The organism is Desulfotomaculum sp. OF05-3, from assembly GCF_003435535.1.
Classification (GTDB): domain Bacteria; phylum Bacillota; class Clostridia; order Lachnospirales; family Lachnospiraceae; genus Pilosibacter; species Pilosibacter fragilis.
Genome location: NZ_QWGO01000019.1, coordinates 16,690 through 40,641 on the forward strand (window position 1 = coordinate 16,690; position 23,952 = coordinate 40,641).

Consider the following 23,952-nt stretch of genomic DNA (forward strand, 5'->3'; position numbering starts at 1 on the left):
CTCCAAAGGGTGCGGATCGTGGCTACTTTTTTGTATTTTACTTTGATATAATATGCTGATTATCGCCTGTCGGAAATAATCATGTCAATTCCTCGCTGCAGGGTTTCTGCGCCCATTGCTACAAAAATTACGGTAAATCCACTAACAAATCCCAATGCGCCCAACAAAGTCTTTTTGTGGTGTGTTGCCCACCGCCTGCAAAATAGGAGGTATAGATGGGCAGCATAGGAAGCAGTCAGGGCGATATGAAGGTGATGATTCCCTCCAGGAAGGCTACTGCATATTGCATGAACCGCTGCACCCCTTTCCGAACACACCTGACAACAGCCAACCGATAAAGCCCATATAGGCCATCGTGATAAAAGGGTTAGAAGTTAGCGGACAAGCTCCTGTGGAGCATCCCACAAAGTAGTAATATGCAAGGCCGACCAGAGCGCCGCCTGCGGTAAATAGAATTGGCTTCAGCCATTTTTTAATATTTTCTTTCATCTCATATTCCTCCTGCTAAATATTCCTCTGCATAGTGAACAGCGGTTGCCCCATCGGCTACAGCAGTCACGACCTGCCGCAATGCCTTTGTGCGGACATCCCCAACGGCGAATACACCGGGGATGTTGGTGCAGGTACTCTCATCTGCGATAATGTATCCAGCCGGATCAATCGTAATCTGATCTTTCACCAATTCGGTGGAAGGTTTTCTTCCGACGCTGACAAACACACCGTCGCAAGCAAGCGTGCTTTCCTCTCCGGTTTTCACATTCCGAGTCCGGATACCGGTCAGCTTTTCGTTATGGAGCAGTGTGACGATCTCATTGTCCCAGAGGAATTCTATATTTTCCGTTTTCATCAAAGGCTCATGGTAGATCTTTGTTGCTTTTAAGGTATCTCTTCGGTGAACGACGATGACTTTTTTGCAGATACGGGAGAGGATAAGGGCATCCGCCGCAGCGGTATTGCCACCTCCTGCGATGACAACCGTTTTGTTCCGATAGAACATTCCGTCACAGGCTGCGCAGTAGTGGACACCTTTACCGATTAACTCCTGTTCACCATCAACACCCAGCTCTCTGGGGCCAGCTCCGGTAGCGAGCACAATGGTCTTTGCGTACATAGGACCTTCGCTGGTCACCGCTTTCTTTATAAAACCGGACAGTTCCAGGGACAGCACCTCAGTCAGCTTGGTTTCCACTCCAAATCGTTCCGTTCCTCGCTTCATCTTTTCTCCCAGGGAGAAGCCGTCGATACCATCCTCGAAGCCGGGATAGTTGTCGATTTGCTCGGTCAGAGCCATCTGCCCACCAGCGGACAACTTCTCTAAAACCACGGTGTTCATACCTGCTCTGGCGGCATAAAGGGCTGCGGTATAGCCGCCGGGACCGCCTCCTACCACGATCATGTCGTAAATATGCTGCACAGTAGTTGCTTCCTGCGTCTGGTGCTGTAAAGTTTCTTCAATGAACGCCACCAACTGCGCCCTGGATTCCGGAGCGATGATAGAGCCAAGAGCCTGTCCGCTGTGATAGATCAGCAGAGTAGGGACAACTTCTATAGCTTCGGCCTCAGCCAATTCCGGCTCATCATCAATGTTAACCGCAGTGAATACCAGCGTATCCTTATATTCCTCAGCCACGCTTTCCAATGCCGGAGCCAGACGGCGGCAATATACGCACCAGGGAGCTGAAAACTCCACCAGAACAGTCTTTCCGCTATGCACCATTTCTTCAAATTGATTTCTATTAATATTGATAACTGCCATATTGCCAGCTCCTTTCCTTTGTTTGATTATAGTATAGCCAATCTAAAATAACATTTCGGTGATGATATCACATAAAAAGAGCTGCATTGCTGCCGCACTAAACTTTTTCGTTATTAAGTAACTCGAGGATATGTTCACTGGAACGGATGATTTGAGACTGTTTATCTTTTATGGATGTTTTTCTTGTCTCCTCCAGCGAGAGAGAAGCATATAAATGAACCGTGTTTGCTTCCTGCCGGAGAGAATCGTTATACTGTTCAGCGGCAAGGTCTTGCTTCTCAAGTATACTAATTTTACTCTGGAGATCACTAATCTGCTGTTGAAGTGATATCACTTTTTTCTTTTGGACATAGAGGAAATAAGCAAGAAGCAACAGGATAAGTGAAAAAATAATAATAATCATTCTTAGTTCTTATCCTCCTTTGTCAAAAGATAAGCCTTAAGTGCATTACGGAGAGTTTCCGGCAGAACAGGCAAGGGCAAGACAGTCAATTTACCCGCATTCTTTTCAATCGCTATTTCTGATTCCGGTTGATTGGACAGAAGAATCACGGGTGTTCTTTTATCTGCCCTCCATGGCTGATCTGGCTTTTTTGTCATAGGTTCTGTAACAATCCAAAGCATAGGCTTTTTCTTGCCAAGTTCTTTTCTTGCAGCTTCCGGGGTTTCAAATACAAGGATATGTTTGGATAAGTTTTGAAGTACCAGTCTCAGTCCGTTCCCATAGGTCGAATCACTGCACATAATGGCAATCGTAGCATTTGATTTTTCATCTTGTGATGCCTTTATAAAATCCAGAACAGGCGTATTATAAAGGTTGAAATCTTTCTCTGTATGTACTGCTTCATAATAAGCTCTGACCGCTCGGCACATTCTTCGGCAAAACTGTTCAATATCAATACGGATGTCCGTGAGGCTGTTGGCAGAACTTATTCTATCCAGTTGGCAAACTGAGGTTCCGCAATTCACACCCAAGTGAAAACGAATCGAGGTATTGTCCTCAGTATTTGCAAAGCCTTTGTTCTGGTGCAGGTATTCGTATCGAAGCTGCCAGCATCGTTCTCCGCAGATATAGGGAGAGATATCCTGCGCAGAGACTTTAAAGAAAGGTGCTGCGTATGTATTAAACCAACGAATATATTGATTTCCTACATCACGGGTTGGTCTCTGATTTCTGTCCAGAACAGCACGTCCATCCCGATAACGCTTTACAATTTCTGGGAAAGCAATGCCGCCGCAAATATCAGGCAAAGTCAGCGCCAATGCCAAAGCAGATTGCCAGCGTCCATCCTCAATGTTCAGTTCTACTTCCTCTATGCGATGTAAAAAGGTAAAGCTGGCATTGTCTTGACTCATAGGTATCCTCCTGTAAAAAAAAACGCCTGCCGGAAACCGACAGGCGGCATACTTTTTACACTTCAGTCATCCACAGGCCGTGGAGATTGCAATAGGCGTAAACCGCAACAGCTTTATCATCTCCCAAGCAGAAGGTGACATTGGGTTTGTCATCGGGTTTCAGAGCCTTGCGCTGTCCACCGTTTTCGGTCTGGACATAGACCCACTCGATGAAGTGTTTCGAAAGCATCGGATGGATTTTTTGCTGATAGCAATTTCTGCACCCGTAGGCTGCGCTGTTTCCGCTGCAGAGCACAAAATCCCCTTTCTCGATTCGCAGAGGAAGTCCCTCAACCAGCGCATCCGCCAATTTTTTACGGGTAGTTGCATAAATCTGCTGAACCGTTGTTCTGGCAATACGCATATATTCTCCGCATTGCTCCTGAGAAAAACCTTCACGGTCAATCAGGCGAATGGCTTCATACTCATCCATATTCAGGACAATGGGAGTCAGTTCCTCGCCGCCACGAACCGGAACAAAACCATCATTATCTGGCAGACAACATACTTTTCTACATTTTCTCGGTCTTGGCATAGATTCGCCTCCACATTATTTGCGGCATATGCCATTTATACGATCATTGCACATCTCCCTTTCCCATATGTCAACGGAGTTATTGACATATGCCATAAATTATTTTATACTATGTGTATTCAAGGAGGTGTACCCATGGATTTTTCATCTTATTTTCCAATTTGGAACAAACTGACACCGACCCAGCAGCAGATTTTGGAGCGAAATGCAGTTTTACGAAAAGTGGACAAAGGGACTGTGATTCACAACGGAACTATGGAGTGTACTGGTCTTCTGCTGGTAAGAAACGGACAGCTTCGTGCCTATATTCTTTCCGATGAAGGACGGGAGATTAGCCTCTATCGTTTGTTTGATCGGGATATTTGCCTGTTTTCCGCCTCCTGTATGATGAACAGCATTCAGTTTGAGATCACCATTGAGGCGCAGAAGGATACCACGATGTGGGTTATTTCTGCTGACATTTATGGACGCTTAATGAAAGAGTCTGCTGTGGTAGCTAATTTTACCAACGAAATTATGGCTACCCGTTTTTCTGAGGTTATGTGGCTCATGGAGCAGATCATGTGGAAAAGCTTTGATAAAAGGCTGGCAGGATTTCTGCTGGAGGAATGTAGCTTAGAGGGAACAAACATCCTCAAGATTACCCATGAAACCATTGCGGGCCACATGGGTACCGCCCGTGAGGTAGTCACTCGAATGCTTCGCTATTTCCAGAACGAGGGGATGGTCAAGCTGACTCGTGGAACAGTGGAGGTTACAGACGAAGCTGCATTGGAGGAACTGCAAAATGCCTAAGCAACAGCTAACCCTGCTGATTATCGCCTTGGCTGTGCTTGGAATTATCATTTACTAAAGGATAACCCCTTCTCATTTCCTGTGAAATCTGAGAAGGAGTTATTGTTATTTGTCCATACCGCAGGCGGTGGCGGATTCAATGAGGCAGCGATCATTGAATACAGCATCATAGAACCGGAAGCCGCCGGAGAAGTTATAGCAGTCAAATCCGTTTCCGGCCAGGATGCGACAGGCAATGTAGCTGCGCAGGCCGCTCTGGCAGATGACGTAGACAGGCTTATGCTTGTCCAGTTCATCCAACCGCTCCCGCAGCTCGTCCACTGGGATATTTAAGAAACCGTCAATGTGTCCGTGGGTGAATTCTTCCACAGTGCGGGTGTCCAACAGAGTTACACTTCCGTCACGAGGAAGTTTATCTGTATCTTCCAGATACCACTGCTTCAGAATACCCTTTGCGATATTCTCAATCATAAAGCCCGCCATGTTTACCGGGTCTTTGGCTGAGGAATAAGGCGGTGCGTAGGCCAGATCCAGATCCTTCAGCTCTGGGGCTTTCATTCCTGCTCGGATAGCGGTAGCCAGTACATCAATGCGCTTATCCACACCTTCGTAACCTACGATCTGAGCACCCAGCAGGCGATAAGTTTCTTTTTCAAAAACCACTTTCATGGTCATGACCTTCCCACCAGGGTAGTAGCCCGCATGGCTCATAGGCGACAGGATAACCGTATCAACATCCAGTCCTGCTTTTCTGGCGTTGGCCTCATTCACGCCGGTAGTGGCGGCAGTCATGCCAAAGACCTTGATGACAGAGCTTCCCTGGGAGCCGGTATAATGGCTGTCTCCACCACAGATGTTGTCCGCAGCGATTCGTCCCTGTTTGTTAGCAGGGCCCGCCAAAGAAATCAGAGCATCCTGCCCTGTGACAAAGTGCTTCACCTGCACCGCATCACCCACAGCATAGATGTCTGAAATGGAGGTTTCCATCCGGTCATTGACCACAATACTTCCCTTAATGCCCAGTTCTAACCCGGCATCTTTTGCAAGGGTGGTTTCGGGAGAAACACCAATGGCCAGGATTACCATATCCGCATGGAGAGGCTGTTCGTCTTTCAGTAGCACATCCACGCCGCCGCTCACTTCCGCAACCCCTTCCACGGTATGACCCAGTGCCAGCTTAACACCGTGCTTGCGCATTTCATTGTGTATAAAAGCAGCTATATCGGAATCAAAGGGATTCATAAGCTGTTTTGGACGCTGGACAATGGTGATCTCCATTCCCAGTTCACGCAGGTTTTCTGCCAGCTCCAACCCAATGAAGCCACCACCTGCCAGTACGGCAGACTTAGGATGGTTTATATTGATGTAATCTTTGATGCGGAAGGTGTCCTCCACGGTGCGCAGGGTGAACAGTTTATCAAGACCTAAGCCGGGAAGCCTGGGTTGGGTAGGCTTGGCACCGGGAGAAAGAATCAGCTTGTCATAGCTTTCCTCGAATTCCTCTCCGGTTTGCAGATTCTTGACGGAAACGGTCTTTTTGTCAGGATGGATAGCCGTGACCTCATGGCGTACCTTCATGTTCACACGGAACCGGGAGAAGAAGCTCTCCGGTGTCTGGAGGGTCAGATCTTCCGGATCGGTAATTACATCTCCGATATAGTAAGGCAGACCGCAGTTGGCATAGGAGATATACCCCGAGCGCTCAAAAACTACGATTTCTGCCTGCTCATTTAGTCTGCGAATACGGGCGGCAGCAGTAGCACCGCCTGCCACACCACCTACAATAACAACTTTCATATCAGCGTTCCACCTTTCCTGCATAAGCGGAAATTCCGCCTATGTTTTTCACATTGGTATAACCCATCTGCTGCAAAATAGCAGCTGCCTGACGGCTTCTTGCGCCGCTGAGACAATGAACAAAAATGGGGGTAGCTTTATTGTCAATCACGCCAGCCACTTTGTTAATGGACTGCAAAGGAATATTTTTACTGCCGGGGATATGCCCCTGCCGGTATTCGTCAGGGGTACGAACATCCAGCAGGACTGCGCCATCCGTAATGCTATATTCTTTGACACCCTGATTGATGTCAGGGCCTTTCAGGAAATCGAAGAATCCCATCTTTGCACCTCCTTACAGCATGGCGAGAATCTGAGCCTTAGGTCTGGCACCGGTGGCCTGATTTACGACTTTGCCGTTCTTCATAACCACCAGAGTGGGAATGCTCATCACACCAAACTGCATAGCCAGTTCCTGTTCCTCATCCACATTAATTTTAACAACCTTGATATCGGAGCGCTCCTCGGCAATTTTCTCTACCAGAGGAACTACCATGCGGCAAGGACCACACCAGGGAGCCCAAAAATCCATCAGGACGGGCTTGTCCGAGTTCAAAACCTCTTGATTGAAATTGTTTTTATTTACATTGATAGCAGACATATTTAAGTCCTCCTGTTTTCTTTTTTATGGCTTTAGTATATCCAGTAGTCGTTGCTTTTTCCGTGATTTTGTCACTTATCGCCGGCGACGGTTTCACCGGGCCAACTATTAATACCGCCGATTTCAACGATATTGGTGTAGCCCAGTTTTACCAGCTTTTCAGAGGCCTGCTTACTCCGATTACCGCTGCGGCAGTATACCAGAATCAACTGATCTTTATCCGGCAGCTCCGGAATGTCCTCTGTGCCGATGGATTCGTTGGCAATATTAATCGCACCTGGAATATGCTTTTCACTATATTCCTCAGCAGTCCGTACATCGAGGATGATGTATTCGGTTTCCTCCTCCAGCATTGTAACAGCTTCCTCCATGGTAATCTGTCGATAGGTTTTTTTGGCGGATTGTGTTGCACAACCGGACAAAAGCAGTAAAGCCATTAAAATAGGAATGATTCTTTTCATGTGAATACCTCCACATTTTGAAGATAGGGCAGCCGTTTCCAGCTGCCCTGTTTCCGATTTTTATGTTCTTGCCATGCCGTCTACGCTGAGTACAACACCTGTGATATAGGACGCTTCATCAGATGCCAGGAATACAAATGCATTGGCAATATCCTCCGGCTGACCCAGGCGGCGCAGGGGAATCTGATTGATGAGCGGATCAATTACCTCCTTGGGAACAGCCTTCATCATATCGGTCAAGGTAATCCCGGGAGCGACTGCATTCACTCGAATACCCTTCGGACCCAATTCCCGGGCAAGGGAAACCGTCAGGCCATTGACAGCAAATTTGGATGTGGGATATGCAAAGCCACTAGGCTGGCCGTAAATGCTAACCATTGAGGAGGTGGAGAGAATAACACCGTGACCTTTTGCAATCATGCACTCACTGGCGGCTTTTGTAGCATTGAACACGCCTTTTACATTCAGATCCATAACCTTGTCAAAGGTTTCCTCCGTATACTCGGTAAAGGGAGTGCTTTCGGATATACCGGCATTGTTCACCAGAATATCAATGCAACCGTATTTTGAGGCAGCTTCTCGGAAAGCATTGCGGACAGATTCCAAATTGGACAGGTTAGGACTGATTCCCGCAACTGTTGCATCAGGGTACTTTTCTTTCAGCTGCGCAACCGCTTTGTCAGCAGAACCTTGCGAGCTTGCGGTCAAGATTACCGTAGCCCCTTCCTTCAAAAATTTCTCTACGGTAGCGTAGCCAATGCCACGGCTGCCTCCGGTGATGATTGCAACTTTATCTTTCAGCCTCATAAGAATACCTCCTTGTATTTTGTATTTGTAGTATAACCTGTTTCGGAGGAACTCTCCGTGATAAAATCACATTTTTCCAAGAAGGAATGATAGAAAAATCATGCCCATGAATAAATAAAAAAGTCACAGTCACGCTCCGATTTGAACGCAGATAAGCATTCCCCCACTTCAAGTGTGTGGGGCACTAAGCGGTGGGTGAGTGGGATGCTTATGTCAGTGGGAGTTGAAAGCTCCCACTGACAGATCGCGAAGCGACTGCGTTCATGAGCAAGTAGCGAAGCGGATTGCGAATGTCCGCTTTACTTAAGTCAGGGGATTCGCAGCCAGATATTTTTTGCCACTTTCGTAAAAAATATCGAAACACACATAAAAACAACTGCTGTGAAAAGGCTTTAAATCAGTTGATTCATCAACAAGTCTATCATTTATAAAGTTGTAAAGTGGTGAAATGGTGGAAAGTCTTGTGTATCCAGCTGCTTCAGCAGCATATCCAAAATCAATTGGCTTCTGGCAGGCAATGTTAATGATCCAGGCTTTTTCTTCGTCTGTAATCTCAGCATTCCTGCCACGACCAGGGGAATTCCAGGAAAAGAAGAAGGAACAGGAAGCGGCAAAGCCTGATCCGGATGCTGATTATGTGGACGATGACGAGGACTATGGCCACAGTGAGGAATACGAGGACGATGATGTAGGCTTCATCGCTGATGATGAGGACAACGAACCCGTATAACAAAGAACAGGCATAATGCCTGGGGCAATCTTCGGATTGCCTTTACATAGTATCTGCTTTCAAAAATTAAAATATTTTATGTTTTTGAAAGCGATCTCTTGCATATACTATTAGCAGACGGTATAATAAGTACATCGAAGCAGTTTCAAAAAAATAAAAATCTTCGACTTTTGAAAGCGGGTGACGATATGAAAACAATTACAAGAGCAAAGTATCTCGACAGAATCATTGAACTGAATGGTACTCCTGACATCAAGATCATCACGGGCATTCGTCGATCCGGTAAGTCCAAGCTGATGCAGGCGTATATTGAGTATCTGAAAAGTAATTTTGAAAACATCAATATTATCTTTATTGACTTCATGGATTTGGCGTATGAAGAAATCAAGGAATACCATGCCTTACACGCCTATGTGGAAGAACATTATCAGGAAGGTAAAACGAACTACCTGTTTGTAGACGAGGTTCAGATGTGTCCCAAGTTTGAGTTGGCAATCAATAGCCTGTACTCTAAGGGAAAATACGACATCTATGTAACCGGCTCCAATGCTTTCCTGTTGAGTGCGGATCTGGCAACTCTGTTTACCGGACGATATATTGAAATTCATGTGTTTCCTTTCAGCTTCCAGGAATATTGCCAGTATTATGATGATGTTAGTGATAAAGATAAGCTCTTTGATGATTACGCTATCAAGGGCGGTTTAGCAGGTTCTTACGCTTACAGAACCGAAAAAGACAGAACAAACTATATCAAAGAGGTCTACGAAACGATTGTTACAAGGGATTTGGTGCAGAAATATGCACTCCCGGACACGTTGGTTTTACAACGTCTGAGCGAGTTTCTTATGGATAATATCAGCAACTTGACTTCTCCTAATAAGGTCAGTCAGCTGCTGACAGCAAATGAGACTCCAACCAATCATGTAACCGTCGGCAAGTACATTAAGTATTTGTGCAATGCTTTTGTATTTTATGATATTAAGAGATACGACATCCGAGGCAAGAAATACCTTGAAAGCTCTGAAAAGTTCTATCTTTGTGACAGTGGTATTCGATATGCAATACTGGGAAGCAGAAATATGGATTACGGCAGAGTATATGAAAACATCGTTTGCATCGAGCTTCTTCGCCGTGGATACGATGTCTATGTCGGCAAGCTCTATCAAAAGGAGATCGACTTTGTTGCTCAGAGAGGCAGCGAGAAGATTTATATTCAGGTCAGCGACAACATTTCCGGACAGGAAACATTTGAGAGAGAATGCTCTCCTCTGCTTCAGATCCGAGATGCTTATCCGAAAATGATTATTGCCAGAACCAAGCATCCAAAATATAGTTATGAAGGAATCGAAATCCACGACATAGCCGATTGGTTGCTACAAGAATAAACAAGGCGAAATATATCTCTTTTATCATTCCCTTGCCCTTATAAAGTATATTGCAGCTGATGATAAGCTTGACAAGATTCTTGAAAATCCGAAGGTGATTAAGACACCAGTGGTTAGAAATGGTAAGCAATCAACCCTGGGTTATCTGCCGGATGTTTGGAAAAACTGGAATTAGAGGATAAGAATATGGTGAAAAAAATTATGCGGGACCCATTGTTTCTCGCTCAGAAATCTACAGATGCAACGGAGGCAGACCAACAGGTAATTACAGATCTGCTTGATACATTAAGGGCAAATCTGGATCATTGTGTTGGAATGGCAGCCAATATGATTGGTGTAAAGAAAAATATCATTGTGGTGGCAGCAGGCCCATTTCAATTTGCTATGGTAAATCCAGTTATTACAAAGAAGACCGGAGCATTTATTATAAAGGTTTCCACCACCGGAATGCTGGTTCCCTTAAAAGCGGATTTGCGGTTTCCTATTTCCGGACAGTAGGGACACGGAACCCTGATTATTTAGTTAGTGCCGGAGCATCGTCCTTGCATGAAGCCATCAAACTATTCTGGACCTTCCGTGTTCCGTGGGATGGACATACACTGCAGGAACAGTAGCTGATTGTAAAAGGCATATGTCAAAAAACGTTATTGACATATGCCTTTTATAGAGCTAATATATAAGAAAAGCGAGAAAGGAGCAGTTTATGCCGAGACCAGTAAAATGCAGGAAAGTCTGCCATTTCCCGAATGTTTTAGAATTCTTTCCTGCAGATGATACTGAGAAAAAAGTACCCATTGTTCTGACGGTAGATGAGTACGAGACAATTCGTCTTTTGGACAAGAAAGGTTATAGTCAGGAACAGTGTGCAGAATCTATGCAGATCGCAAGAACAACCGTTCAACGAATTTACGAGATTGCCAGGAAGAAAATAGCAGATGCTCTAATTGACGGACATCCGCTCAGAATAGAAGGTGGGGATTTTAGAATCTGTGATGGTCAGAGCAGTAACTGCAACCTTGGAGGATGTTATAAGCAGGAGATATATCAAAAATATGCAGTGGAAAAAGGAGAAGGTATCATGAGAATAGCAGTAACATATGAAGATGGACAGATTTTCCAGCACTTTGGACACACAGAGACATTTAAGATCTACGATGTAGAGGAAGGAAAAGTGGTACATTCAGAAGTAGTAGATACGAATGGAAGCGGACATGGTGCATTGGCAGGAGTTCTTAATGCATTAAATGCAGATGTTTTGATCTGCGGCGGAATCGGAGGAGGTGCCCAGACTGCGTTAGCGGCAGCAGGCATTAAGCTTTTTGGCGGAGTTTCAGGAGATGCGGATAAAGCGGTAGAAGCTTTTATCAATGATACACTTGATTATAATCCGGATGTGAAGTGTTCTCATCATGAGCACAACCATGGGGAAGAACATACATGTGGCGAGCATGGATGTGGAAGCCATAGCTGTCATTAAGAAGAATAGAAAAAAATAATCGTACGAAAGGATGCGTCAAGGTAATGGAAGAATTATCGTGATACATCCTTTTGTATTATTTGATAAGATGGCAGATTACATTTTCAATATGGCAATTAAAACCTGTGAATGCGATATCGATCTCTATATGGATTGAGTATTTAGCTTTTCTTGCTTGTAGAAAGTGATGAACGGAAGGTATAATATTGTTAATGATCCAGAGATATTTATTTTGGAAACAGCTTAATCAATTTGGAGGTATAGAATGAAAGCACATAAGTATTGGTCATTCGGAGCGTTAATTACTATGATTGGAACTTTTTATACTGGATATAAAGGATCTAAATCAAGTCATAGGTATTTTGCGTGCAGCACTCTTATATGTATGATTATGTCCATATACACTGGACATAAAATGATTTCAGGTAATAAGAGAACAAGAAAACAGGTGGAAAATACAGAAGCGGAGGAATAGTAAATGTTAGAAATAGGAACCAAAGCACCGGATTTTGAATTGCCGGATCAGAATGGGGAAATGCATAAATTAAGTGATTATGCAGGAAAAAAGGTAATTTTATATTTTTACCCAAAGGATAACACGGCAGGCTGTACAAAGCAGGCATGTGGTTTTTCCGAGCGTTATCCTCAATTCACCGAGAAAGGAGCAGTTGTTCTTGGAGTGAGCAAGGATTCTGTAGCCTCTCACAAGAAATTTGAAGAAAAATATGGATTGGCATTTACACTTTTGGCAGATCCAGAGCGTAAGGTGATCGAAGTATATGATGTATGGAAAGAAAAGAAAAATTACGGAAAGGTTTCTATGGGTGTAGTAAGAACTACGTATCTTATTGATGAGCAAGGGATTATTATCAAAGCCAATGATAAAGTAAAGGCGGCAGATGATCCTGAAAACATGCTTAAGGAATTAAATTGATGAAGATTATATTGTCACCTGCAAAAAAGATGATTGCAGATACTGATAACATAGCACCGGTTGAACTGCCTGCCTTTATTGATAAGACAGCAGAGATATTGGGCTGGATGAAAAGCAAATCAAAAGAGGAACTGAAAGCTATCTGGAAATGTAATGACAAGATTGCAGAGCAGAACTTTAACAGATTGGAAACTATGGATCTTTATAACAGACTTACTCCGGCTGTTTTAGCATATGAAGGAATTGCATTTCAATATATGGCACCAGCTGTGTTTGAAATCCAGCAGTTTGAGTATCTGCAAAATCATTTAAGAATCCTGTCTGCGTTTTATGGCATTTTAAAACCACTGGATGGTGTGACTCCTTATCGCCTTGAAATGCAGGCAAAAGCTGAGATTGAAGAAACAACAAATCTATATGATTACTGGGGGGACCGGTTATATCATTCAGTAATTGATGACAGCAGGATTATCATTAATCTTGCATCAAAAGAATACTCAAAATGTATAGAAAAGTATCTGACACCACAGGACAGATATATTACGATTGTATTTTGTGAGTTATCCGGAGATAAATTGGTAACAAAAGGTACCTATGCCAAGATGGCTCGTGGTGAAATGGTCAGATTCATGGCAGAAAATAACATTGAAAATCTGGTGGAAATTCAGAAATTTGACAGATTTGGATATTCCTTTAGGTCTGATTTATCATCAGATTCAGAATATGTTTTTGAACGCAAAATACAATAGTTATTCAGATAAAGGATGCTCAGTTTGGCATTTTTTATAATAATGATAATTATTACTATTTTTGTTGACAACAGGATAATAGTGGTATATAATCCTTATTAAGAACTAATACTAATAAGGAGCATGAATGACAAGTAGGAGAAATACCATTTAAAAAGATCTTGTAAGAAATGCCGTATACGAAATGAGAATACACGTTACGGCAAATGAAGTTACATATTATGGAATGGCAATGTCTGTAAAAAGAATCTGTGAAGTGATTATGAGAAATGAAAAATCAATACTTCCGGTATCGCACATGATTCATGGCGTATATGATATTGACGGAGTATCGTTAAGTATGCCAGTTATTGTAGGTGTTGATGGTATTGAGTCTAATATACCTATTAATTTAAGTGGTGAGGAAGCATTAAAGCTTAAGAAATCTGCAGATTCTTTGAAAAAGATTATAGAGACAATTGAACTATAAATTATACACATGGAAGGAGATAAAAGCATGGAAGTAAAGTATTATATATGTAAGCATTGTGGAAACATTGTTGAAAAGGTAAAGGATAAAGGTGTTCCTGTAATTTGTTGCGGAGAACCTATGCAGGAATTAAAAGCCGGAGTGACAGATGCGGCTGTTGAGAAGCACGTGCCTGTATATACAGTGGAAGGCAATTATGTTCATGTCGTGGTCGGAGAGACAAAACATCCAATGCTTGAAGAACATTTCATTGAGTGGATTACATTAAATACCAATCAGGGAATATACAGAAAACAGTTAAGTCCAGGGCAGGAGCCGATAGCAGATTTTTGTCTTTGCGATGGTGAACAGGTAGAAGAAGTATATGCATATTGTAACCTGCATGGATTATGGAAATGCTAAAAGCATTTATACATATTAAGATTTAAGAACAACACAAATATAACCGTAATATAGGCTGTGTATTAATGTATTTACAAGGAGGAACAACAAATGAAATATGTATGTGATGTTTGCGGATGGGAATACGATGAGGAGAAGGGATATCCAGAAGGTGGTATTGCACCTGGTACAAAGTGGGAGGATGTTCCGGGAGATTTTGAATGTCCGTTATGTTCTGTAGGCAAAGACCAGTTTTCAAAGGCTGAATAAAAATGAAAGCAGGACTAATGGATGTATGAAATGAAACCAGAATATAATATTGGAATAAATATGATAGAATTGACATAATATTGGAAAATCTTCGTGATTATACAGTAAAACACTTTACTGATGAAGAGCAGTATATGGAATCTATTAATTATAAGAAGTTATTTACACGGAAAGTTCAACATCTGAAATTTATACACAAACTTGATGAATTTATAGAACATCATAATGATGAGATAGAAGATCAAGATGAACAGATTATGGTTATATGTGTAGAGTCTGCGGAGAGACTATGAGAAAATCTCTGTAAATTAGATTCTTCTATGATAATGAAGGGTGAGAAGCTTACAAATCAGGCTTTTCACCCTTGTTTTATATATAACAGTTACTGATAGGCATGTCAAGAGCAGGCGGCTGGCCGCCTGTCTTAGATTATGTTTTTACTTATTCTGGAAGTCGTCCTTCGTACATGATACTCAACTCCCCATAGACCTGGCCCCAGTCCCGGATGGTAGTTGTCCATTTCTTAATAGCCTCGAAAGTGGCCAGATATAAGGCTTTTAACAGCGCTGTATCACTTGGAAATACGCTTCTCTGACGATTCAGTTTCCGGTATGTGGAGTTCAGTGATTCTATCGCATTTGTTGTATAAATGACCTTCCGGACAGTGGTTGAAAACTTAAAAATTGGAGAAACAGCATCCCAGTTGTCCTTCCAGCGTTTCATGGAATTCGGATATTTCGGACTCCATTTTTCTGTCACACGGTCTAAAGCAGCCTGATCCTTCTGCTCATCAGCAGCCTGATAGATGGTTTTTAAATCTGAGAGGATAGGGGAATGTGCAGCATGTTTCCGTATTACTCCCATTTTGTTACCAATTACTATCCTTTTGCTACCATTCTGCCTCTTTTTTTCAGAATTGACCTGTGCTAATATTATCATAGACAGATGCGACATGCGCTACAAACTTACATTTCATTTGTTTCTCTTTTGCAAAAGAATACGGACAAAATATAAAGCGTCTGCTCATTGCCGGAATGGTGATGAGTATGGCGTTTTTTTGATGCCGAAAACCGGGTGACGACCTGAAAAGAAACACAAAATGATTCGTGGAATGAACGCAGCGAGAATACGGAACGGGCAGTGATCATAGAAAAAATCCAGAAGCGCTTTTATAAAGAGCGCGTGAAAATTCGTACACCATATATTATCTGCAATGATATAATGTATAATACATGGGAGAATATTGCAGAGAGTGATTCAGAATGTTTTCGGCGTTGTATTTGCATTTGTATTTTGTGCTATGTTTTATTTGTTTACGTCGAACAAAAAGGAAACCGGTGTGACCGCAGATGAAGAGTGAGGTGGATTGGAAAGAAAGTAAGTGGTACACGATGTCCGGTGGTCAGAAATGTATTGACTGGAAAAAACATTGAAATCAAAATTTACGGAGAAGACTATGATACGAGAAATTGAGAACAGAAGAAGTATAAGAAAATATAGATCCGATGAGATTGACAGGAAGCTGATCGAAGAGATCATATATAGTGCTACTCTTGCGCCATCAGCCAAAAACCGACAGCCATGGAAATTTATCGTATATCAGGGAGAAGCGAAAGATAAACTGGTTGAGGTTATGCGCCATGGTATAAATTCAGAAAAAATCACACATGAACTTATGCCGGAATGGGCATTTGCAATCCCCGATGCTGAAAATACAGTCAGAATCATGCAGGAGGCGCCGTGCCTTATAGCAGTGCTTAATACAAATCAATATACACCATTTGCAAGCATCGAGAGAGAAAAACGGATCGTAGAAATTTGCGATTCGCTGTCGATCGGTGCGGCTGTTGAGAATATGATATTGACAGCGACCGGATATGGATTAGGTACATTATGGATTGCCAATACCTGCTTTGCCTATAATGAGCTGATAGAATTTATCGGAACAGACAACCAGCTGACAGGAATTGTTGCTGTTGGAGCTGCAAATGAAGCTCCGCCGAAAAGGCCACGAAAAGCATTAAGAGATGTTGTCGAGTATAGATAAAGAAATCTTAGAGAGATTTTAAACTGCCAAACAACGAAGAGATAAAATTCATATTGGAGATGATCAGCTTTGAAGAAAGCATATGAGCAGGAAATAGAAATGTGAACCCGGGTTTTTGAGGAATGTATACCGGTGGATCTGAGAAATCTGGATTTAAAGGTGGAACCCATGTCGTTTGATGGAGTGATCCTGTCCAATGTTCTGGATGTAATGCCGAAGGACATATCAACAACCGTGATCGATGATCTGGAACGGGTGCTGAAGCCCGGCGGATATTGGTTTATTAAGATGAATCCGTACTATTCAAAAGAAGAGCTTGAAAGCTTTGAATATAAAAATGCGGGTAATAATATTTATGAAAAAGATCATATTATGAGATTAAGACAGGCAACTACAAACTATTGGAAAGAAAAATTTGCACGTTTTGGGAAAGAGATCATATATTTGGAATTCGAATACCCGTGGCAGGAGGGAATGAACCGTCTGTTTGTTTACCAGAGCTAAAGGTGCCAGAAGATTCGCAGCAAGAAGCCGGATACTGAAAGAGATTGTCCGGCTTCTTTTACGAGGTGCGCCAGACGGCGCACTTTGCAGATGGATATAAATTTCTGGAAGAACGTTTTATTTCTCACGGCAATATTCCCGGATCATTTCCAGAAAATCCCTCGCATGCTGCGGCAGATACCGGTTTTTCCGATAGGCGGCGATGGTAGTTGTGAGGGCCGGTTTATGGCCGACGGAAAAGCAGAGGGCGCGGTTTCCGGTGTACTGGTTTTCATGGTGGAAATAGCTCTCCGGGGCGAAGGCAGCGCCGACGCCGTCCATAGCCAGATGGATCGACATGGAGGAGTTTCTCGTGTGGAGAGAGACCGGTGGATTGATGTTGTACTCTTTAAAGAGATCCAGAGCAATGCCGCCGGTGTTCTGGTCCGGGTAGAGGAGAATGAAGTTTTCCTCTTTTAATAGGGAAAGATCTAACCACGGGTAGCGGAAGCCGGGGCGTGTGATGGCTTTTGCGGCGAGAGGATGGTTTTCATGCAGGACCAGAACAATCTCCTCAGAGCGCAGGATCTGGTAGTCCATGGTCTCGGGAAATTCATGGATATTGTAAAGAGTCAGGTCGATGGATGAGGTCTCCAGACTGTTCTCCGCAATGAAATTTACAGCTTCCATGATATTTAAGGTCACATAGGGGTATCGTTTATGAAACGGCGCTAACATCGGTTCGATCAGCGTGCTGCCCATCATGATCGGCACGGCGATGTTTAAACGGCCGCGCTGGCGGTGAGCGATATCGTCGTATTCCTGCATCCACTCATCGCCGCAGGCAACGATCTGTTCGGCGTAGTGGAGGTAGCGTTCACCCATGTAGGTTGGGTAGTAGCGGTTTTCGTGGCGGCTGAACAGCGGAGCGCCGAGACGTTCTTCCAGGTTCTTTAAGTACTTGCTCAGGGACGGCTGGGAGATATAAAGGGATTCGGCGGCTTTGCCGATGCTCTGGTGGCGGGCAATCGCCAGGATATAGCGGGCTTCTTTTAATTCCATACAGGGCCTCCTCATAGCTTTACTGCATAAAAATTATAGATAATATGTATTTGACGTATAGTATATCACTTTTTATAATGAATGTAAAATATAAGTGTAATTGATGAAAAAACAAATATTTATAAGGAATACTAATTGAAATTCATTACGCACAGTTAAGAAAGGGGCAAACCAATGAAAAAGAGCAGTGCATGGTGCATGCTGGTTCCGGGACTGGTGATCTTATTTCTGTTCCTGATGATCCCGCTGCTTCGCGTTCTGGTTCCGAGTGTGTTTACGGGAGATTACCCGTTCAGTGCATACGTGGACTTTTTTAAGGACGAATATTACAGAAAGATCTTTTTGAGAACCGTGAAGATCGCGGTCATCACGACGTTTGTCTGTATGGTGGGCGGAATCCCGACGGCGTATTTCATCAGCCGCTGTGATAAGAAATGGAGAGGTCTTCTCCTCTCTGCATCGATCTTCCCGATGATGACGAACTCCGTTATCCGAAGCTTTGCATGGATCAACATTCTCGGCAGCAACGGGATCATCAACAAGGCCATGATCGCTATGGGACTGATCGGGAAACCGATGAAGCTTTTATACACCGACTTTTCTATCATCATTGGTTCTGTCTACCTGTTCCTTCCGTTAATGATCGTGACAGTTGCCGGTGTTATGGAAAATATTGACGATGATATGATGGAGGCGGCACAGAGCCTCGGAGCTTCAAGAACGGAAGCGTTCATGAAAGTCATTTTCCCGATGAGTCTTCCTGGAATCATCGTCGGCGGTATTCTGGTATTTACCGGAACCCTGACAGCTTACACGACGCCGCAGTTATTAGGAGGCAACAGCAACATGGTAATGGCGACATTGATCTACCAGAGAGCGATGTCTGTCAGTGACTGGACCGGCGCGTCCGTGATCGCCCTCATCATGATCGTTGTAACTCTGGTTGTGATCAAAGGATTTAACGCTCTGGCCGCACGGCTGGATCGCAGAGGAGAAGATTATGCGTAAAAATAAAGTGCTGACCATCTGGGCAGCGATCGTATTTGCATTTTTGATGATCCCGTTACTGATCATCACCGTAACGGCGTTCGGCGGCGGAAGCGCCATCACATTCCCGATCGAGTCATTCTCGACGAAATGGTTTGCGAACGTATTCGCGTTAAAGTCTTTCCGCAGATCATTTCTGACCAGCCTTGAGGTTGCACTCCTTGCGACCTGCATCTCTCTTCTGGTCGGAATCCCGGCGGCTTATGCGCTGGCGAGATCCGGTTTAAAAGGAAAGCAGTTATTAAAGTCCATCTTTCTTTCCCCGACCATCGTTCCGGGAATTGTAATCGGCTTTATTATGTACCAGTGCCTGATCCTGACACTCAGGATCCCGGTATTTGCGGGACTTCTGGCAGGACACTTTATGGTAACACTGCCGTATGTGATCCGCGTAGTCGGCTCCGCAATGGAACAGTTCGACTTTTCCATCGAGGAGGCGGCATGGAGCCTCGGATGTCCGAAGGGAGCGGCGTTTTTCAAAGTCGTTCTCCCGAACGTGACTTCCGGAATCTCTTCCGCGTTCATGTTGGCGTTCATCAATTCCTTCAACAACATTCCGGTGTCCATGTTCTTATCCGGACCGGGCGTTTCGACATTCCCGTCGACACTGATGAACTATATTGAATACAACTATGATCCGACCGTATCGGCGGTTTCCGTGCTTTTAATGGCAGCTACCGTGATCATCATGGTGATCGTAGACCGCACACTGGGTATCGCAGCCCTGGCAAAATAAGGAGAATATGACCATGGCTTTTATGAGTTTAAATGGAATCGACGTAAGTTACGATAAAAAGAAACAGATCTTAAAGGGATTAAATCTTGAGGTCGAGGAAGGTGAGCTCGTTTCCCTTCTCGGACCGAGCGGATGCGGTAAATCCACAACGCTGCGCGTGGTTGCCGGATTTATCGACCCACAGGGCGGCACCTTCACACTGGACGGTGAGGACATGACGAAGGTTCCGGTCCACAAGCGCCAGTTCGGCCTGGTATTCCAGAGCTACGCTCTGTTCCCGCATCTGAGTGTTTACGACAACGTGGCATTCGGACTCAGAACGAGAAAGATGGACAAGGACGTGATCGATAAGAAGGTCAAAGAGATCCTTGAGGTCTGCGGTCTGACCGAGCTTGCAGACCGTTTCCCGAAGCAGATGTCCGGCGGACAGCGCCAGCGAGTTGCCCTCGCGAGAGCGCTTGTCATCGAGCCGAAGTTACTGCTCTTAGATGAGCCGTTATCCAACCTTGACGCGAAATTAAGACTTTCCATGCGTGTTGAGATCAAACGTCTTCAGAAGCGCCTTGGAATCACCACATTATTTGTCACCCATGACCAGGAGGAATGTTTCTCTATCTCCGATAAAGTTGCCGTTATGAACGGCGGCGTGATCGAGCAGTTCGACACACCGGAGAACATCTACAAGAGACCGGCGACCGAGTTCGTCGCAAGATTCATCGGTTTCGAGAACTTCCTGGAGCTTGCGAAAAAGCAGGACGGCGTCTACACAGCGCCGGACGGAAGTGAGTTCTTAACTTCCATGGATCTTGACTGTGAAAACTTTGCAGGAACGATCCGGCCGGACGATATCTGCCTGGCGGATGAGATCCAGACAGAGAATGTTTTAAGCGGAACGATCGGCGTCCGCACCTTCCTCGGAAAGAGCTACCAGTACGAGGTCGAGACTTCAGCCGGAGTCTTAAAGGTCAATATGGGTACCGACCATGTTTACAAAGAGGGCGAAAAGATCCGCCTGTATCTCCCGAAGGACAAGCTGATCCTGGTGAGAAAATAAAAATTTAACTTAGTGAACCATCGCGCGGGCAGAGATCCTGTCAACGCGAAGAAATATTATCTCAAAAAGAGAGAAAGAGGAGAAAAAAATCATGAAGAAAACAGCAGCAGTTGTACTTTGCGCAGCAATGATGCTTACCGCCTGCGGCGGCGCATCCACAACAGAGACCACAGCAGCAGGAAGCCAGGCAGCAGGTTCTGAGACCACAGCTTCCGCAGAAGAGACAAAGGCAGCTTCCGGAGACGCACAGAAGCTCGTATTATCCACATATGGCCTCAGCGAGGACATTTCCGAGGAAGAGGTTTACACACCGTTTGAGAACGAATTCAACTGTGAGATCGTTACTGAGACAGGCGGCACAAACGACCGTTATACAAAGTTAGCGGCAGACCCGAACTCCACCATCGACGTGATCGAACTCTCCCAGGCTATGACAGCGAAGGGCGCTGACGAGGGACTTTTCGATACGATCGATTTAAGCAAGATCCCGAACGCTGAGAAGTTAATTCCGGCTGCAAAAGAGCTTGCAGAGGCTGGTCAGGGTGTTCCGTACACCATCAACAGCATCGGTATCATCTACAACCCGGAGCTTACAGGATTTGAGCTCACAAGCTTTGACGACCTTTGGGACGAGCGCCTTGCAGGCATGGTTTCCATTCCGGAGATCACAACAACATTCGGACCGGCTATGGTTTATGTTGCAAGTGACCATGCAGGCGTTGATGTGACAACTGATAACGGCGAGGCAGCTTTCAAGGCACTTGCTGACTTAAAGCCGAACCTTGTTAAGACATACACAAAGTCTTCCGACCTGATCAACATGTTCACTTCCGGTGAGGTTGCAGCAGCTGTTGTCGGCGACTTCGGTGTTCCGACAATCGTAGCAGCAAATCCGACACTTGTTTATGTAACACCGGACGGAGCTTATGCAAACTTCAACACCATCAATGTTACAAAGAACTGCGCAAACAAAGAGCTCGCTTATGAGTACATCAACTACCGCATCAGCGAAGAGCTCCAGACAAAGACAGGTAAGGCATTAAACGAAGCTCCGACCAACATGGATGTTACATTCACTGAGGAAGAGTCCCAGAACATGACTTACGGCGATGCAGCTGAGAAGGTTAAAGTTGTTGACTACGCTTTCGTAAACCCGATCTTAAATAACTGGATCGACCAGTGGAACAGAACGATCAACAACTAATAATGAGGAAATTTATATGAGACCCGATTTTATTCTGAAAAATGTCATGGTCTATCAGACCTTCAGACAGTGCTTTGAAAAACGGGATGTGGCAGTTGCAGGGGAAAAGTTTTATTGCATTTCCCCTGCAATTTCATATCCGGGAGTTGAGGAGCGGGACGGCAAAGGCAGATACATGCTGCCAGGTCTGGTGGATATCCATATGCACATCGAGAGCTCGATGACGTATCCGGGCGAATTTTCCAGGATCACGCTTCCATATGGAGTGACAACGGTGGTTGCCGATGCCCACGAGATGGCGAATGTGTTCGGCATGGACGGCATCCGTGCTTTTATGGCGCAGAAGACGAAGCAGGACATTTTCTGGGCGATCCCGTCCAGTGTACCAGCGACAAATGAGAAGTTAGAGACAGCCGGGGCGGCCCTTGGTGTAAAGGAAATTTCTGAGATGGCATCCTTAGATGGAGTTCTCTGCCTTGGAGAGATCATGAACTATAAGGATCTCTCAGCGGAAGGCGAGAGCCGGACGAGGGACCTCATCGATGTGTGCCGGAACGCAGGAAAGAATCTAAGGATCGAGGGACACTGCCCGGGACTTACGGGGGCAGATCTTAACCGCTTTATCTATGAAGGTGTTGATGCGGACCACACCCAGCAGACACCGCAATCGGTGATGGAGAAGACGGAGCTTGGGATGTTTCTGGAGCTGCAGTTCAAATCCCTGACACCGGAGGTCGTGAAGACCGTCTGCGATCATGAACTCTATGAGAATGTGGCGCTGGTGACGGATGACACGATGGCAGATAAGCTTCTGACCGGACATCTCAATAAGATCATCGAGACGGCTGTGAAGGCGGGGATGCCGATGGAGAAGGCGATCTACTGCGCGACCTGGACACCGTCGCGGCGGATGCATCTGGATGACAGAGGGATGATCGCGCCGGGAAAGATCGCAGACTTTATGCTGCTTGACAGTCTGGACGGGATCGAGCCGGTGGTGGTTTATAAGAAGGGCGAGTGTGTGTACTGCAAGGACGAGGAGGCGTGCGGTGCGGCAGAAGCTGCGGCATGCAGTTTCCCTGATCCGTTCTACCACACGATCAACTGCCGTCCGGCGGAGATCTCCGACTTTGTGTTAAAGGCGGAAGATCCAGACGCGAAATGGGCGGAAGTCAATGTCATGAAGATCGGCACCTTCGGAACGGCTACCACGCCGGTGAAGCGCAGAGTCGAGGTGAAGGACGGTGTGCTTGACTGGAAGTCGGCGGGACTTTCCCTCGCAGTCGTTTTCGAGCGATACGGCAAGAATGGAAATATCGGGTATGGATTTGTGGAAGGAGCGCTGACGAAACCGGGCGCTGTGGCCACCACGTGGTCCCACGACAGCCACAACCTGTTTGTCCTGGGAACAGATGAGAACGATATGAAACTGGCCCAGAGACGCGTTCTGAAGCTTCAGGGGGCATATGTGGTGTTCTCTGAAGGAAGATCCCTGGCAGAGGCGAGACTTACAATCGGCGGCATCGTTTCGGATCAGCCGATCGAGGTCCTCGGACAGGAACTGAAAGAAGTCCGGGCGGCGATGGAAGGTCTCGGATATGTGAACAACAACGTGATCATGTCCATGTCCACGCTTTGTCTGCCGGTTTCACCGAAGTTAAAGCTCACGGATCACGGGCTTTTGACGGTGCCGGGGCAGGAACATGTGCCGTTGGTTGAGAAGTACGGGAAGTAGTTT

Annotated in this window: 29 protein-coding genes and 4 pseudogenes; 20 read left to right on the forward strand and 13 right to left on the reverse strand. The window is 45.1% G+C overall.

Going from position 1 to position 23,952, the window contains the following annotated elements; genetic code table 11:
• Positions 1–273 precede the first annotated feature (273 nt).
• The 6 genes and pseudogenes from DXA87_RS10985 to DXA87_RS18390 all read right to left on the reverse strand — a co-directional run bounded on the left by DXA87_RS10985 (position 274) and on the right by DXA87_RS18390 (position 3,686).
• Positions 274–489 carry a DUF6132 family protein gene (locus DXA87_RS10985; RefSeq protein ID WP_015552802.1) on the reverse strand — a complete coding sequence of 72 codons (216 nt, stop codon included), beginning with the start codon at positions 487–489 and terminating at the stop codon, positions 274–276.
• Between the two features lies 1 nt (position 490).
• Positions 491–1,396 (reverse strand): thioredoxin-disulfide reductase, encoded by a 906-nt coding sequence (gene trxB, locus DXA87_RS10990; protein WP_242992104.1) that lies wholly within the window; start codon positions 1,394–1,396, stop codon positions 491–493.
• A 63-nt stretch (positions 1,397–1,459) separates the two neighbouring features.
• Positions 1,460–1,756, reverse strand: a pseudogene (locus DXA87_RS18385) (thioredoxin family protein); the annotation flags it as partial.
• A 97-nt stretch (positions 1,757–1,853) separates the two neighbouring features.
• Positions 1,854–2,159 (reverse strand): hypothetical protein, encoded by a 306-nt coding sequence (locus DXA87_RS10995; RefSeq protein WP_117471141.1) that lies wholly within the window; start codon positions 2,157–2,159, stop codon positions 1,854–1,856.
• Positions 2,160–2,161: 2 nt separating this feature from the next.
• Positions 2,162–3,112, reverse strand: coding sequence for a hypothetical protein (locus tag DXA87_RS11000; protein WP_117504388.1), 951 nt, complete (start codon positions 3,110–3,112; stop codon positions 2,162–2,164).
• 55 nt (positions 3,113–3,167) lie between these two features.
• Entirely contained in the window at positions 3,168–3,686 is a 519-nt protein-coding gene (locus DXA87_RS18390) for a DUF134 domain-containing protein (RefSeq protein WP_117504390.1), read from the reverse strand.
• A gap of 135 nt (positions 3,687–3,821) precedes the next feature.
• Here DXA87_RS18390 and DXA87_RS11010 point away from each other — a divergent pair, with 135 nt between their 5' ends.
• On the forward strand, positions 3,822–4,481 hold the full coding sequence (locus DXA87_RS11010) for a Crp/Fnr family transcriptional regulator (protein WP_015552807.1): 660 nt from the start codon (positions 3,822–3,824) through the stop codon (positions 4,479–4,481).
• A 105-nt stretch (positions 4,482–4,586) separates the two neighbouring features.
• Here DXA87_RS11010 and DXA87_RS11015 read toward each other — a convergent pair whose 3' ends face one another.
• The 5 genes from DXA87_RS11015 to DXA87_RS11035 form a co-directional block, all read right to left on the reverse strand.
• Positions 4,587–6,278 carry an FAD-dependent oxidoreductase gene (locus DXA87_RS11015; RefSeq protein ID WP_117504393.1) on the reverse strand — a complete coding sequence of 564 codons (1,692 nt, stop codon included), beginning with the start codon at positions 6,276–6,278 and terminating at the stop codon, positions 4,587–4,589.
• Between the two features lies 1 nt (position 6,279).
• Entirely contained in the window at positions 6,280–6,600 is a 321-nt protein-coding gene (locus tag DXA87_RS11020; protein ID WP_117504395.1) for a rhodanese-like domain-containing protein, read from the reverse strand.
• A 12-nt stretch (positions 6,601–6,612) separates the two neighbouring features.
• Complete coding sequence (gene trxA / locus DXA87_RS11025; RefSeq protein WP_117472032.1) at positions 6,613–6,918, reverse strand: thioredoxin; 306 nt, start codon at positions 6,916–6,918, stop codon at positions 6,613–6,615.
• A gap of 71 nt (positions 6,919–6,989) precedes the next feature.
• Positions 6,990–7,379, reverse strand: coding sequence for a rhodanese-like domain-containing protein (locus DXA87_RS11030; protein ID WP_117504397.1), 390 nt, complete (start codon positions 7,377–7,379; stop codon positions 6,990–6,992).
• A 60-nt stretch (positions 7,380–7,439) separates the two neighbouring features.
• Complete coding sequence (locus tag DXA87_RS11035) at positions 7,440–8,186, reverse strand: 3-oxoacyl-ACP reductase family protein (protein WP_117471149.1); 747 nt, start codon at positions 8,184–8,186, stop codon at positions 7,440–7,442.
• Between the two features lie 523 nt (positions 8,187–8,709).
• On the opposite strand from DXA87_RS11035, the gene DXA87_RS11045 reads away from it, so the two are divergent.
• The 11 genes and pseudogenes from DXA87_RS11045 (at position 8,710) to DXA87_RS11100 (ending at position 14,581) form a co-directional block, all read left to right on the forward strand.
• On the forward strand, positions 8,710–8,916 hold the full coding sequence (locus DXA87_RS11045; RefSeq protein ID WP_015552814.1) for a hypothetical protein: 207 nt from the start codon (positions 8,710–8,712) through the stop codon (positions 8,914–8,916).
• A gap of 188 nt (positions 8,917–9,104) precedes the next feature.
• The gene (locus DXA87_RS11050; protein WP_117472074.1) at positions 9,105–10,301 is read left to right on the forward strand and encodes an ATP-binding protein; all 1,197 of its coding nucleotides are present in this window, start codon (positions 9,105–9,107) and stop codon (positions 10,299–10,301) included.
• A 31-nt stretch (positions 10,302–10,332) separates the two neighbouring features.
• Positions 10,333–10,476, forward strand: a pseudogene (locus DXA87_RS11055) (ArsC family transcriptional regulator); the annotation flags it as partial.
• An 11-nt stretch (positions 10,477–10,487) separates the two neighbouring features.
• A pseudogene (locus tag DXA87_RS11060) lies at positions 10,488–10,718 on the forward strand (peptide deformylase); the annotation flags it as partial.
• Positions 10,719–11,004: 286 nt separating this feature from the next.
• Entirely contained in the window at positions 11,005–11,778 is a 774-nt protein-coding gene (locus tag DXA87_RS11070; protein ID WP_117504401.1) for a NifB/NifX family molybdenum-iron cluster-binding protein, read from the forward strand.
• Between the two features lie 265 nt (positions 11,779–12,043).
• Entirely contained in the window at positions 12,044–12,253 is a 210-nt protein-coding gene (locus tag DXA87_RS18395) for a DUF6219 family protein (RefSeq protein WP_015552817.1), read from the forward strand.
• Between the two features lie 3 nt (positions 12,254–12,256).
• On the forward strand, positions 12,257–12,712 hold the full coding sequence (gene bcp / locus DXA87_RS11080; RefSeq protein ID WP_015552818.1) for a thioredoxin-dependent thiol peroxidase: 456 nt from the start codon (positions 12,257–12,259) through the stop codon (positions 12,710–12,712).
• Positions 12,712–13,461 (forward strand): peroxide stress protein YaaA, encoded by a 750-nt coding sequence (gene yaaA / locus DXA87_RS11085; protein WP_117504403.1) that lies wholly within the window; start codon positions 12,712–12,714, stop codon positions 13,459–13,461. Before bcp ends, yaaA begins: the two co-directional genes overlap by 1 nt.
• A 184-nt stretch (positions 13,462–13,645) precedes the next feature.
• The gene (locus DXA87_RS11090; protein WP_348982220.1) at positions 13,646–13,930 is read left to right on the forward strand and encodes a hypothetical protein; all 285 of its coding nucleotides are present in this window, start codon (positions 13,646–13,648) and stop codon (positions 13,928–13,930) included.
• A 27-nt stretch (positions 13,931–13,957) separates the two neighbouring features.
• Positions 13,958–14,332, forward strand: coding sequence for a desulfoferrodoxin family protein (locus tag DXA87_RS11095; protein ID WP_015552821.1), 375 nt, complete (start codon positions 13,958–13,960; stop codon positions 14,330–14,332).
• Positions 14,333–14,422: 90 nt separating this feature from the next.
• Complete coding sequence (locus DXA87_RS11100; RefSeq protein WP_117471153.1) at positions 14,423–14,581, forward strand: rubredoxin; 159 nt, start codon at positions 14,423–14,425, stop codon at positions 14,579–14,581.
• A 441-nt stretch (positions 14,582–15,022) separates the two neighbouring features.
• Here the strand turns inward: DXA87_RS11100 and DXA87_RS11110 are convergent, their stop codons facing one another.
• Positions 15,023–15,535: a transposase gene (locus DXA87_RS11110; protein WP_348982221.1), complete on the reverse strand. Its 513-nt coding sequence runs from the start codon at positions 15,533–15,535 to the stop codon at positions 15,023–15,025.
• A 295-nt stretch (positions 15,536–15,830) separates the two neighbouring features.
• On the opposite strand from DXA87_RS11110, the pseudogene DXA87_RS18720 reads away from it, so the two are divergent.
• The 3 genes and pseudogenes from DXA87_RS18720 to DXA87_RS11125 form a co-directional block, all read left to right on the forward strand.
• Positions 15,831–15,941: pseudogene (locus tag DXA87_RS18720) on the forward strand (FUSC family protein); the annotation flags it as partial.
• A 96-nt stretch (positions 15,942–16,037) separates the two neighbouring features.
• Positions 16,038–16,628 carry a nitroreductase family protein gene (locus DXA87_RS11120; protein ID WP_015552824.1) on the forward strand — a complete coding sequence of 197 codons (591 nt, stop codon included), beginning with the start codon at positions 16,038–16,040 and terminating at the stop codon, positions 16,626–16,628.
• A 132-nt stretch (positions 16,629–16,760) separates the two neighbouring features.
• Positions 16,761–17,132: a class I SAM-dependent methyltransferase gene (locus DXA87_RS11125; protein WP_117504405.1), complete on the forward strand. Its 372-nt coding sequence runs from the start codon at positions 16,761–16,763 to the stop codon at positions 17,130–17,132.
• A 117-nt stretch (positions 17,133–17,249) separates the two neighbouring features.
• On the opposite strand, the gene DXA87_RS11130 is transcribed toward DXA87_RS11125, so the two are convergent.
• Entirely contained in the window at positions 17,250–18,173 is a 924-nt protein-coding gene (locus DXA87_RS11130; protein ID WP_117504407.1) for a LysR family transcriptional regulator, read from the reverse strand.
• Positions 18,174–18,347: 174 nt separating this feature from the next.
• Here DXA87_RS11130 and DXA87_RS11135 point away from each other — a divergent pair, with 174 nt between their 5' ends.
• The 5 genes from DXA87_RS11135 to DXA87_RS11155 all read left to right on the forward strand — a co-directional run bounded on the left by DXA87_RS11135 (position 18,348) and on the right by DXA87_RS11155 (position 23,949).
• A complete protein-coding gene (locus DXA87_RS11135) occupies positions 18,348–19,181 on the forward strand; it encodes an ABC transporter permease (protein ID WP_117504409.1) in 834 nt (277 codons plus the stop codon).
• Positions 19,174–19,956, forward strand: coding sequence for an ABC transporter permease (locus DXA87_RS11140; RefSeq protein WP_015552827.1), 783 nt, complete (start codon positions 19,174–19,176; stop codon positions 19,954–19,956). Before DXA87_RS11135 ends, DXA87_RS11140 begins: the two co-directional genes overlap by 8 nt.
• 13 nt (positions 19,957–19,969) lie before the next feature.
• Positions 19,970–21,010 carry an ABC transporter ATP-binding protein gene (locus DXA87_RS11145; RefSeq protein WP_015552828.1) on the forward strand — a complete coding sequence of 347 codons (1,041 nt, stop codon included), beginning with the start codon at positions 19,970–19,972 and terminating at the stop codon, positions 21,008–21,010.
• Between the two features lie 91 nt (positions 21,011–21,101).
• Positions 21,102–22,214, forward strand: a complete 1,113-nt coding sequence (locus tag DXA87_RS11150; protein ID WP_015552829.1) for an ABC transporter substrate-binding protein — start codon at positions 21,102–21,104, stop codon at positions 22,212–22,214.
• A gap of 16 nt (positions 22,215–22,230) precedes the next feature.
• Positions 22,231–23,949 (forward strand): adenine deaminase C-terminal domain-containing protein, encoded by a 1,719-nt coding sequence (locus DXA87_RS11155; RefSeq protein WP_117504411.1) that lies wholly within the window; start codon positions 22,231–22,233, stop codon positions 23,947–23,949.
• Positions 23,950–23,952 lie beyond the last annotated feature (3 nt).